This is a genomic window from Flavobacterium esculini (assembly GCF_048284325.1).
Taxonomy (GTDB): Bacteria; Bacteroidota; Bacteroidia; order Flavobacteriales; family Flavobacteriaceae; genus Flavobacterium.
Genome location: NZ_JBLVPI010000009.1, coordinates 39,485 through 52,393, shown reverse-complemented (window position 1 = coordinate 52,393; position 12,909 = coordinate 39,485). Strand labels below are relative to the sequence as shown.

Annotated in this window: 8 protein-coding genes; 6 read left to right on the top strand and 2 right to left on the bottom strand. The window is 35.0% G+C overall.

The annotated features are described in order from the left end of the window. Window positions 1–118 precede the first annotated feature (118 nt). The 6 genes from ACNQGG_RS09480 (at window position 119) to pgi (ending at window position 7,688) form a co-directional block, all read left to right on the top strand. Entirely contained in the window at window positions 119–1,276 is a 1,158-nt protein-coding gene (locus tag ACNQGG_RS09480) for a homogentisate 1,2-dioxygenase (protein WP_417963353.1), read from the top strand. Window positions 1,277–1,473: 197 nt separating this feature from the next. Continuing rightward, window positions 1,474–2,634 (top strand): 4-hydroxyphenylpyruvate dioxygenase, encoded by a 1,161-nt coding sequence (gene hppD / locus ACNQGG_RS09475; RefSeq protein WP_417963351.1) that lies wholly within the window; start codon window positions 1,474–1,476, stop codon window positions 2,632–2,634. A gap of 292 nt (window positions 2,635–2,926) precedes the next feature. Further along, window positions 2,927–3,709, top strand: a complete 783-nt coding sequence (locus ACNQGG_RS09470; protein WP_417963349.1) for a DUF3108 domain-containing protein — start codon at window positions 2,927–2,929, stop codon at window positions 3,707–3,709. Further along, window positions 3,699–4,628 (top strand): tryptophan 2,3-dioxygenase family protein, encoded by a 930-nt coding sequence (locus ACNQGG_RS09465; RefSeq protein WP_417963347.1) that lies wholly within the window; start codon window positions 3,699–3,701, stop codon window positions 4,626–4,628. The genes ACNQGG_RS09470 and ACNQGG_RS09465 overlap by 11 nt, the downstream gene beginning before the upstream one ends. 26 nt (window positions 4,629–4,654) lie before the next feature. Then, on the top strand, window positions 4,655–5,875 hold the full coding sequence (locus ACNQGG_RS09460; RefSeq protein ID WP_417963345.1) for a M23 family metallopeptidase: 1,221 nt from the start codon (window positions 4,655–4,657) through the stop codon (window positions 5,873–5,875). Between the two features lie 160 nt (window positions 5,876–6,035). After that, window positions 6,036–7,688, top strand: a complete 1,653-nt coding sequence (gene pgi / locus ACNQGG_RS09455) for a glucose-6-phosphate isomerase (RefSeq protein ID WP_417963343.1) — start codon at window positions 6,036–6,038, stop codon at window positions 7,686–7,688. 1,062 nt (window positions 7,689–8,750) lie between these two features. On the opposite strand, the gene mfd is transcribed toward pgi, so the two are convergent. Both mfd and ACNQGG_RS09445 read right to left on the bottom strand, forming a co-directional pair. Further along, window positions 8,751–12,131, bottom strand: coding sequence for a transcription-repair coupling factor (mfd, locus tag ACNQGG_RS09450; protein WP_417963341.1), 3,381 nt, complete (start codon window positions 12,129–12,131; stop codon window positions 8,751–8,753). Further along, window positions 12,124–12,741 carry a hypothetical protein gene (locus ACNQGG_RS09445; protein ID WP_417963339.1) on the bottom strand — a complete coding sequence of 206 codons (618 nt, stop codon included), beginning with the start codon at window positions 12,739–12,741 and terminating at the stop codon, window positions 12,124–12,126. The genes mfd and ACNQGG_RS09445 overlap by 8 nt, the downstream gene beginning before the upstream one ends. Window positions 12,742–12,909 lie beyond the last annotated feature (168 nt).

Here is a 12,909-nt window from a genome sequence, read left to right as displayed (position 1 = left end):
GATTATCTTCAATTCCTCATCAAGAGAAATCCTGAGTGAATACCTTTTTTTTGATTTATCATAGCATATTATAAAGTAATCTCAACTTTAAATTGTTACACTTTTAAACAAAAAAATCATGCCTTTATACCATAAATTGGGAAGTTTCCCCCAAAAGAGACACACGCAATTCGAAAAACCAAACGGTGGCTTGTACTACGAGCAGCTTTTTGGAACCGAGGGTTTTCATGGCCATTCGTCATTGTTATATCATGTCCACAGACCAACCCAAGTAAAGGAAATCATTAGTTCCTATCCCGTTGAGCCTAAAATTGCCATTGGGAAAAACATAAAATCTTTATTGTTAAAAGGTTTTGAATTAAAGCCCGAAGATGATTTTTTGGACAGTCGCAAACCCATGCTAGTCAATAAAGACTGTACCATTGGATTAGCGGCGCCAAAACAATCCTTGCGAACGTATTTCTATAAAAATGCCGATGCCGATGAAATGATTTTCATTCACAAAGGAAAAGGAAAATTGCGCACCATGATGGGAAATATTCCTTTTAAGTATGGTGATTATCTGATTATTCCACGAGGGATAATTTATCAAATCGATTTTGAAACTTTAGAAAATCGATTATTTTACGTCGAATCATTTGCGCCGTTTTATACTCCAAAACGCTATAAAAACGAATCAGGTCAGCATTTAGAGCATGCTCCGTTTTGCGAACGCGATTTTATTTTGCCAAACGAGTTAGAAACTCATGATGAAAAAGGGGACTTCCTTATCAAAATCAAAAAAGAAGGTATGATGCATGAAGTTGTATATGCCGCACATCCTTTTGACGTTGTGGGTTGGGATGGTTACAATTTTCCTTATGGATTCAGTATTCACAATTTTGAACCTATAACAGGTCGCGTCCATCAACCGCCACCAGTACATCAAACATTTGAAACAGCGACTTTTGTAGTTTGCTCTTTCGTTCCAAGATTGTACGATTACCACCCAAAAGCAATTCCGGCACCCTATAATCACAGCAATATCGACAGCGATGAGGTTTTGTATTATGTAGATGGCGATTTTATGAGCCGCAATAATATTGAGCAAGGTCACATTACGTTACATCCAAAAGGAATTCCGCACGGACCGGCGCCAGGAGCAATGGAGCGCAGCATTGGTCAAACCATAACGCACGAATTAGCGGTTATGGTCGATACGTTTCGCCCGTTAATGGTAACCGAAGAAGCCATGGGACTTGACGATGGACAGTATTATAAATCTTGGGTAGAGTAATTAGGAGCTATTTCCTGCTATCCGTTACAATCTTTTTTGAGGTAAAAAAACCTCAAAAAAGGATTTTCACTGCTATCAGGGCTAGGCTTTAGGGTAAACAACAACTTTTTTTTAAATTAGTAAATCTATGTAAATCTATTGTAGCAGGATTATCCGCGTTCCAAAATTAGATTTACCGAATCAAAAAATAAATCACAATGAGCAAAGAAGTAAAATCAGTAGAATACGGATTAGAAAAAATATTTGAAGGAGCGCAAGATTTCCTTCCTTTATTAGGAACCGATTATGTAGAATTCTATGTAGGAAACGCAAAACAATCCGCACATTATTATAAAACCGCTTTCGGATATCAATCATTGGCTTATGCAGGCTTGGAAACAGGGGTAAGAGACAGAACGTCTTATGTGCTGAAACAAGATAAGATTCGCATCGTATTGACCACTCCATTAACGCAAGATTCTCCCATACATGAACATTTAAGAAAACATGGAGACGGCGTAAAAGTTGCTGCACTTTGGGTAGAAGATGCCACCAGCGCTTACGAGGAAACAATGAAACGTGGTGCGCGCTCTTTTATGGAACCTACGGTTGAGAAAGATGAATTTGGAGAAGTAGTGCGTTCGGGAATTTATACGTACGGAGAAACTGTTCATGTTTTTGTAGAACGTAAAAATTATAACGGTGTTTTCTTGCCTGGATATAAGGAATGGAAATCCGATTACAATCCAGAACCAACAGGATTAAAATACATAGACCACATGGTGGGTAATGTAGGCTGGAACGAGATGAATACTTGGGTTAAGTTCTATGAGGAGGTAATGGGATTTGTGAATTTCCTTTCTTTTGATGACAAACAAATTAATACTGAATATTCGGCCCTGATGAGTAAGGTCATGTCCAATGGAAACGGAAGAATTAAATTCCCAATTAACGAACCTGCCGAGGGAAAGAAAAAATCACAAATCGAGGAATATCTAGACTTTTATGGCGGACCTGGAATTCAGCATATCGCTATTGCAACGGATGATATTATCAAAACCGTATCTCAGTTGAAAGCAAGAGGAATAGAATTCTTGTCAGCTCCTCCACATACTTATTACGAGGCGATTCCGGAGCGATTGGGAGAACACATGAAAATGATGAAAGAAGATTTAAATGAGATTGAGAAGCTGGCCATTATGGTCGATGCGGATGAGGAAGGGTATTTATTACAAATTTTCACAAAACCAGTACAAGATCGACCAACATTGTTTTTTGAAATTATACAAAGAATGGGAGCCAAAGGTTTTGGAGCGGGTAATTTCAAGGCTCTTTTTGAGTCTATAGAACGAGAACAACAATTGCGAGGAACGTTATAAAAGAGTGTTATTTTTACATTGTGTTAAAAAATAATCAGTGAATGGTCTGTTTTTATGCAAATGTTGTGTTAAACTTTATTTAGAAGCTTTAAAAATTAGTTTTATTAATTAGCTTTGCACCTACAAAACAGGAAGGGGTGGTTTCCTTCCTATATTGATATAAATTTCATAATTTATAGTTTTTTGGTTAGTTAATAGCATAAAAACTCAGTCATTATTTGACTGAGTTTTTTTGTTTTAATATATTTGGAACAAAATTTGCTATTACAGTCAATAAATTGACAAAAAAGTAATGAAAAAAATAATACTATTAATACTATTTGTAACAACCGTAAGTTTCGATTCTCAAAAAGAGGATGCTTATGATGTGGGTGAGTATTTTAAATTTAGAATTCATTACGGTATAGTGAATGCAGGTTATGCGACGCTTGAAGTGAAAGATGCTGTTTTAAATAATAAAAAAACATTCCATGTCATTGGTAAAGGATTCACTACGGGAATGTCCCGATTTTTCTTTAAGGTGGATGATTTGTATGAAAGTTATATTGATAAGGAAACTGGAAATCCATATCGATTTGTAAGAAAAATCAATGAAGGAGGATATACTAAAAATCAAGAAGGTTTTTTCAATCAAACTACAAATAAAATTCTTGTAAAAGATTACAAGCACAAAAACGAAAAGACAATCGTTATTCCAAAAAATGCACAAGACATTTTGTCTACTTTCTACTATTTAAGAAATTTTCCGAACATTGATAAAATCAAAGTAGGAGATTCAGTAGCCATTGATATGTTCTTTGATGATGAGGCTACAAAATTTAAGATGAAGTTTGTAGGCCGTGAAAATATTACAACTAAATTTGGGATTGTTGCAGCGATGGTTTTTAGACCCTTAGTGCAATCAGGACGTGTCTTTAAAGAGCAGGAAAGTTTAACCGTTTGGATTTCGGACGATGACAATAAAATACCCTTGCGCATTAAAGCAAGTTTGGCTGTAGGTTCAATCAAAGCAGATTTAGATGAATTTAGAGGATTGAAGAATCAGTTTAAAATAAAAAATAGTAATGGACAATAATGACAATTCTGATGCAATTTTAAAAGAAATTGATCTTAAGTACCAAGCAATAAACCAAAAAACCGAGACACATTTAGAAGGACTACTTTGGTCTAAGCCGATTACTTATTGGGATTATATTCATACTGACGCGTTGTTAAATCTTCAGATTCAAAGGACTACACTTCCAGACGAAATGGTTTTTATTATGTATCATCAGGTTAATGAATTGATATTTAAAATGATACTTTGGGAAATGAATCAAATCTCCTATTGTCAGGACATAAAAACGGAGTTTTTTACTGAAAAATTAATGAGAATCAGTCGCTATTTTGATATGCTGACAACTTCTTTCGGGATTATGGAAAATGGAATGGATGTAGATCAATACATGAAATTTAGAAATACGCTTACTCCGGCCAGTGGTTTTCAAAGTGCGCAATACAGATTAATAGAATTTTGTTCTACTGACTTAATAAATCTTATAGATTACCGTTATAGAGGTTCAATTGACAGGAATACTCCTTTCGAATTTGCTTTCGAACATTTATATTGGCAAGCAGCAGGAAAAGATTATCAGACAGGAGAAAAATCATTTTTGCTAGAGGAATTTGAAAGAAAATACAAAGGAATGTTTTTAAAACATATGGAGGAATACAATACCATAAATATTTGGCAAAAATTCAAGCAACTTCCAAATTTAGATCAAGAGAATCCGGAGTTAGTAAAAGCGATGCGTCATTATGACCACACAGTAAATATTACTTGGGTAATGCAACATTTGAATGTAGCAATAAAATATATAGATCATAGCGGAAAAGGAAATGGAGAAGCTACAGGCGGAAGTGACTGGAAAAAATACATGCACCCAAAATACCAACGCAGAATATTTTTTCCTGAATTATGGTCGGCTGATGAGTTGGCGCATTGGGGTGAATAAAAATAATTAGAATAAAAAAAAATAGTTTGAAACAAGTATTAATAGCAATTATAGTGTTGTTTTCTTTAGTTTCTTGTACTAAATCTAATGATGTATTAGAAAAAGAAATTATAAAACCAGCGGCTAAGAAAATGGAGTTTGGGTTTCGATATTCTGATTTTAATGTGGTTCAGGATACGGTAAAAAAAGGAGATACTTTTGGTACAATTATCGAAAATCAAAATATCGGTTATAAGAAAGTATATGACATCATTAAACAAGTAAAGGATACATTTGATGTTAGAACAATCAGAATAAACAAACCGTATACGTTACTAAGATCAAAAAACAAAACAAATAGTTTAGAGGTTTTTATTTATCAGCCGGATGCATTGACTTATTATGTAGTCGATTTGCGAGATACAGCTGTGGTGACATATAAAAAAATGAAACCTGTAACTATAAAGACCCGCACAATAGGGGGATTACTAAAGGGTTCTTTGTCTGAAACTTTGGAAGGTGCTAATGTAGAAGGTGCTTTGGCGAGTAAAATATCTAAAATTTATGCTTGGTCTATCGATTTTTTTAAACTTAAAAAAGGAGATCGGTTCGCCATTACTTTTACGGAAAGATTTGTAAATGATTCAGTTTATGATGGCGTAGACAGTCTTAAAGCAGCTTTTTTTGAATACAAAGGGAAAATAATTTACGCATTTCCCTACGCCCAGAATCCTTCGTCCAATAAAATAGAATATTACGATGAGGAAGGGAAAACATTGAAAAATTTCTTTCTTAAAACACCGATAAAATTTAGCAGAATTTCTTCTCGTTTTTCAACCAATAGATTTCATCCCGTACAACAACGATGGAAAGCACATAAAGGTACGGATTATGCCGCACCATATGGAACACCAATTACAACAACCGCTGCAGGAATTGTAGAGCAGACGGGTTTTACGGCAGGAAACGGAAATTTTGTAAAAGTAAAGCACAACGGAACCTATTCTACTCAATATTTACATATGTCAAGGATTTTAGTGCGTCGAGGGCAGCATGTCAATCAAGGTCAGGTTATAGGTCGAGTAGGAAGCACCGGTTTAGCAACAGGTCCTCATGTTTGTTATCGATTTTGGAAAAATAGGGTTCAGGTAGATGCGTTACGTCTTAAATTACCTACCGGAGAACCAATGAGCGGTAGAAATAAAGAACAGTTTTTAAAGGTTATAACTCCTTTAAAATGGAAATTAGACAGTGTAGCTAATTTATAACCAATTGATTAGGTAAATTACAATGGTTCTTTTCTATCAATTTAAAGCATCACTATTTGGCAATTTTTTTTAATTGTTATATAATTGCAAAGGCATTTATCGTTAAAACTAATTTTAGTATTTTTGTCAAAAATTAAACAAAACGATAATCCAAATATAAATGGCTTTAAATACAATAAACCCAACGGAAACAGTAGCTTGGAAGAAACTTCAACAGCATTACAGTGAAATGGAAAAAGCTTCCATGAAAGAACTGTTTCAAGCAGATGATTCACGAACACAGAAATTTAACTTGAAATGGAATGATTTTTTAATTGATTATTCAAAAAATATCATCAACCAAGAAACACTTCAATTATTACTTGAGTTGGCAGAAGAAGCAGGACTTAAAAATGCTATTGCGGACTATTTTGATGGTGGAATTATCAATCAAACCGAAAACAGAGCAGTACTTCACACGGCTTTAAGAGCCAAAGAATCAGCTGTTATAAATGTAGAAGGACAAAATGTAGTTCCTGAAATTTATGAGGTAAAAAATAAAATAAAAGTATTTACTCATGAAGTAACTTCGGGGCAAAGAACTGGTTTTACAGGAAAACCGTTTACGGATATTGTAAACATCGGTATTGGTGGTTCAGATTTAGGACCTGCAATGGCTGTTGAAGCATTACAATTTTACAAAAATCATTTAAACGTTCATTTTGTTTCGAATGTGGACGGGGATCATGTAAATGAAATTATAAAAAAACTAAATCCAGAAACTACACTTTTTGTTATTGTTTCAAAAACTTTTACAACACAAGAAACATTAACTAATTCTGAAACAATCAGAAAGTGGTTTTTATCCCGAGACTTCGGGACAAAACAAGAAGATGTTGCTAAACATTTTGTTGCAGTTTCTACCAATATTACAAAAGTAACAGAATTTGGGATTAATCCTGATAATGTATTCCCTATGTGGGATTGGGTTGGAGGTCGTTTTTCTTTATGGAGTGCGGTAGGGCTTTCAATAAGTTTAGCAGTTGGTTTTGAGAATTTTGACAAATTGTTAAGTGGTGCCAATGAAATGGATAATCATTTCAAAACTGCTGATTTTGATAAAAATGCACCAGTTATTCTAGCTTTATTAAGTGTTTGGTACAATAATTTCTTTGGAGCCGAAAGCGAAGCGTTAATTCCTTATACACAATATTTACAAAAATTAGCGCCTTACTTACAGCAAGGTACTATGGAAAGTAATGGAAAAAGTGTTGGTCGTGATGGAAAACTGGTAAACTATCAAACCGGAACTATTATTTGGGGTGAGCCAGGAACCAATTCACAACATGCCTTTTTTCAATTAATTCACCAAGGAACTAAATTGATTCCTACTGATTTTATCGGATTTATAAAACCGTTATACGGTGATGAAGATCATCATGATAAATTGATGTCTAACTTTTTTGCACAAACAGAAGCATTGTTACACGGGAAAACAGAAGAACAAGTCCAATCGGAATTCGACAAACAAGGTCTTGCTGCAGATAAAGCTGCATTTCTTTTACCGTTTAAAGTTTTTACTGGAAATAAGCCTACTAATACTATTTTAATACAAAAATTAACTCCAAGAACATTAGGCTCTTTAATTGCATTATATGAGCACAAGATTTTTGTTCAAGGAATTATCTGGAATATATTCAGTTATGACCAATGGGGTGTTGAACTAGGAAAACAATTAGCCAACTCAATTTTAGAAGAGATTAACACTAAAAAAGTAAAAAATCACGATTCTTCAACTGCATTTTTATTAAATCATTTTCTTTCGAATAAATAAAACAGTTTTAAATTTGATCTAATTTGAAAGATTCAAAATGACTCTTGTCAATTTTTAAATACTAAAAGCCCTGATTTTTATAAAAAATTGGGGCTTTTTTATGCAACTAGTTCAATGACTGTATTTTTTTGAGGGTAATAAACACATGTATTATATAGTCAAAATTTTATCTAAAAACCCATAGCTATATCCACAGATACTCATTACCTCTTTTTTGCTTATAGCTTTTACGACATTAGTAATGAAATCTTCAACATCTTCCAATGAATTATAAATTTATTAGGAAACTCTCGTTTGTATTTTGCCCCCATTTTTCAGCGGGATTAAGTTCCGGACTATATGGTGTTAGAAAAACCAAAACAATATTTTAGGAATGATTAATCTTTAAGCCTTATAAAACCTTCCACTATCCAGCGCCATTATTTTGAGTTCTTTCGAATTTATTTTGAGAAATTATTTAGAAAAACTAGAAAATTATCAGCGTTGCAATGCGGGAGTATTAATTGAAAATGGTCCCAGTTTCGGGCCAAAAGCTACAGAAAGCCAAGTTGATTTAAAAACTTGTTGAAATGTACAAATCGGTTTAACACTAATAGCAGTAACTGATTTTCCATTTTGGGAGAACAAACCAAAACGCGATTCATCTTGAAAATATAAGTTTACAGAGTCAAAATCACCCAACTCTGGAAAAATTGAATTAATAATAACGGAAAAAGAAGAAAATTTTATAAGTATTGCTCCTATTTTAGAAATAGCTCTGGCTTAAGTTTTGAAGATTTTTCCGTTTGGCATTATGCTCATAAACATAATGGTATTTTACTTTCGCGATGGAAGATTAAGAAAACAAGCTACCACAAATGGAATTTTGATAAAAGGAATTTTATATACTTTTGATCAATTACTCCTGAATAATTTAATTTTTTTTTGATTATGCAATTGAAAAATTAGAGCAGCGGTAATGAAATAAATCCAAGATTACCCATTAGTTCAAAAAATGAGCGGATTACTAGTTGGTCTTCGCACAAAAACATTTCTAACTAAATAACTTAACCTAAACATTCTTCATTCCCCTCCCAACATCTCCATCAATTCCAAAGCAGTCCTGGTATTCTTCACATTGTCAAAAGTCAACAAAAGCCTTAAACCAGATGGTGTTTGTTTTTCTTTCATTTTACAAATGGAACTGTGTTTTTGGACAAATTGCAACACCTGCTGAAAACGATTGGATTGATAATAATCCGATTGTTGATCCGACACAAAGTACCCAATCATCTTGCCTTGTTTCATCACCAGTTTCTCGATTCCAATACGGGTAGCAATCCATTTAATACGAATACTATTCATTAACGCATTAGCTCGTGGTGGCAAAGGACCAAAACGGTCAATCAGTTTATTTTGGAAAACAATCAGTTCTTCTTCGTTTTTCACCGTACCTAATTCATTGTATAAACTCAATCGCTCCGAGACGTTATTGATGTATTCATCCGAAAACAACAACTCAAAATCGGTGTCGATTTGCAAGTCTTTGACGTATTCTTTAGTCTCCAAATTATTTTCCTCAGGATACAAATCCTTGAATTCATTTTCTTTCAATTCATCAATGGCCTCGTTCATGATTTTTTGATACGTATCAAAACCAATTTCATTGATAAAACCACTTTGTTCGCCTCCCAATAAATCACCGGCACCACGAATCTCTAAATCTTTCATCGCAATATTGAATCCGCTTCCGAGTTCACTGAATTGTTCCAAAGCTTGGATTCGTTTCCTGGCATCATCCGTCATCGCTGAATACGGCGGACAAATAAAATAGCAAAACGCCTTCTTATTGCTACGCCCTACCCTACCCCGCATTTGATGCAAATCAGACAATCCAAAATTATTCGCATTATTGATGAAAATCGTATTCGCATTCGGAACGTCCAAACCACTTTCGATAATGGTGGTCGCCACCAAAACATCAAATTCTCCATTCATGAAAGCCAACATCAATTCTTCTAGTTTTCGTCCTTCCATCTGGCCGTGACCAATTCCAACTCTGGCATTTGGCACCAAACGCTGAATCATTCCGGCGACTTCCTTGATGTTTTCTATTCTGTTATTGATAAAGAAAACCTGTCCGTTACGCTGAATTTCATACGAAATCGCATCTCGAATCAACTCTTCACTAAAACCAACTACATTCGTTTCAATAGGATATCTGTTTGGTGGCGGTGTTGTAATTACGGATAAATCGCGCGCTGCCATCAATGAAAACTGCAACGTTCTCGGAATTGGCGTTGCCGTCAATGTCAATGTATCGACATTGGCAGCTATGGTTTTGAGTTTGTCTTTTACGTTGACGCCAAATTTTTGCTCCTCATCCACAATCAACAATCCCAAATCTTTGAAAACTACATTTTTGTTAACCAATTGGTGAGTTCCAATCACAATATCGAGTTTTCCTTCGGCCAATAATTTTAACGTTTCCGCTTTTTGCTTGGCCGTTCTGAAACGGTTTAAATACCCAACAGAAACCGGCATGTCTTTCAATCGTTCGGTAAAGGTTCTGTAATGTTGGTAGGCCAAAATAGTTGTAGGAACTAATATCGCAACTTGTTTGCTGTTATCCACTGCCTTGAAAGCCGCACGAATCGCGACTTCGGTTTTACCAAAACCCACATCACCACAAACCAAGCGATCCATTGGGCGGTCGCTTTCCATATCCGCTTTTACTTCTGCTGTCGATTTGGTTTGATCCGGCGTATCTTCGTAAATAAAGGAACTTTCCAGTTCATTTTGCAAATAACTGTCAGGTGCAAACTGGAATCCTTTCTCCAGTCGTCGCTTGGCATACAACTGAATCAAATTGAAGGCAATATGTTTGACACGCGCCTTGGTTTTTTGTTTTAAAATCTTCCAGGCATTCGAACCCAATTTGTAAATTTTGGGTGGCGTCCCATCTTTTCCGTTGTATTTGGAAATTTTGTGCAGCGAATGAATGCTTACATACACAATATCATTATCGGCATACACAAGTTTGATGGCTTCTTGTGTTTTGCCTTCAACCTGTATTTTTTGTAACCCTCCAAAACGCCCGATTCCGTGATCAATATGCGTCACATAATCACCAACGGACAAAGTTGTGAGTTCTTTTAAAGTAATATTCTGTTTTTTCGAATAGCCATTTTTGATGCTGAATTTATGATAGCGCTCAAAAATCTGATGGTCTGTATAACAGGTTATTTGGTTTTCTTCGTCAATAAATCCTTGGTACAAAGGCAAAACAACGGTATGGTATTGTTTCCTGATGTTCTCCGAATTGGCCTCATCCAAGGTTTCAAAAATATCATGAAATCGTTTGGCTTGGGCATCATTCGAACAAAACAAATAATTCTTGTACCCATTGAAATGATTTTCATTCAAGTTGTTCAACAACAAATCAAATTGTTTGTTGAATGACGGTTGCGGCTGAATGTGGTATTCGAATTTTTTGGTAGTTCTAAAAATAGCTTTCGGACTCAATTCTACAATCGAGAAATCCAACGCTCTTTTTATAAACTCCGTTTGATTCAAGAACAATTGTTCCGGTGTGGACCGTTTTATTTCCTGCGATAATTTTGTGAAAGCTTCTTCGGCTTTGCCAAATTGTTTGTCTAATTGCGATAAAAAATCTTCGGTGTTCTGGATAAAAATTACCGTTTTCTCCGAAATGTAGTCCAAGAAACTTTCTCGGTTTTCCTGAAAAACTTTGTTCTCCACATTTGGGATTATCGTGATTTTCTTTTGTTGTACAATCGATAATTGAGTCGCTACATCAAAACTACGGATGCTCTCCACTTCGTCTCCAAAAAACTCAATTCGGTACGGATTATCATTCGAAAATGAAAATACATCCACAATTCCTCCACGAACCGAAAATTCTCCGGGTTCCGTAATGAAATCCACTCTTTTGAATTCGTATTCGAACAATACTTCGTTGATAAAATCGATAGAGATTTTGTCTCCAACAGCTACTTTCAACGTGTTTTTATCCAATTCTTTTCGGGTTACCACTTTCTCGAATAATGCTTCGGGATACGTGACAATAACTACCGGTTTTTTACGGGAATTGATTCTGTTGAGGACTTCGGCGCGAAGCAAAACATTCGCATTATCCGTTTCTTCTCCCGAAGTCTCGGGATGATACGGACGACGGTAGGAACCGGGATAAAACAGTACATCCTGCTCACCAACCATCTGTTCGAGATCGTTCAAATAATAAGCGGCTTCTTCTTTATTGTTTAAAACAACCAAAAAAGGAAGTTCCGACTTCTTGAAAATGGAACGAATTACAAAGGAAAGCGCCGATCCAAGTAGTCCGGAAAGGTGCATTTTTACTTGATTATTTTCCAATAAACGAGCAACAATTTGCTGGGTTTTTGGCGAATTATCGTAAATATTATATAAGGCTTTTTTACTCAACGCGTGGCAGATTTGGGTCGATTGGTGTATTAGGTGCTGGCGTATTAGGAATAGCTCTTGTCGTGTCCATCATTTTCAACAAGTCAGATTCTCCTTCTTCGACAGGGATTTTGCTTTTTTCTACAATTTTGTCCATTTGTCTTTGCAGTGAAACCAATTCCAAATTAATTTCCGCAACTAACTGCGTTACTTTTTTATCTGGAATATTATCCAAATGAATGAATAAATCGAGCAATCGTACTTTAGTGATTAAGGTAGAAATTCTACTTTTTATCTGGGGCTTGCTGAAATCATACGGAATGTTTTCATTCAAAGCCATTGCTTTTTTAGAAAGTGCTTCCGCTTTTTGTTGAAAAGCACCAATGGTTTTCTTAGGTTTTTGAGCTAATTCAGCCAAAAACATTCGCAATTCGTTCCAGGTAGCAATACTTTTTTCTGAAGCCTCAGTTATAGGTGTATCATAAAAAACCCACCCTTTCTCTATGTTTTTAAATATGATTTCTCTTTTTTTGATCTCTTTCTTATTTTCGGCAATGCGTTTTTGATTGTCGTTTTGGCACGAGAACAAAGCGAAAACAAGAGAAAAGAAGACCGCTATATTGTATTTCATGTGTAGTTATTTATTGTTTTTAATGGTCGCATGTAATTCGCATACCTGTTCCATCTTGTTAGCATAAAATTCCTTTTACGCTTCTTTCATTTGAATTTGAATTAAAGTACAAAGTTACAAAGTAAATTTACAATTACGAATTACGGCATAGGAATAACAATCTAATAT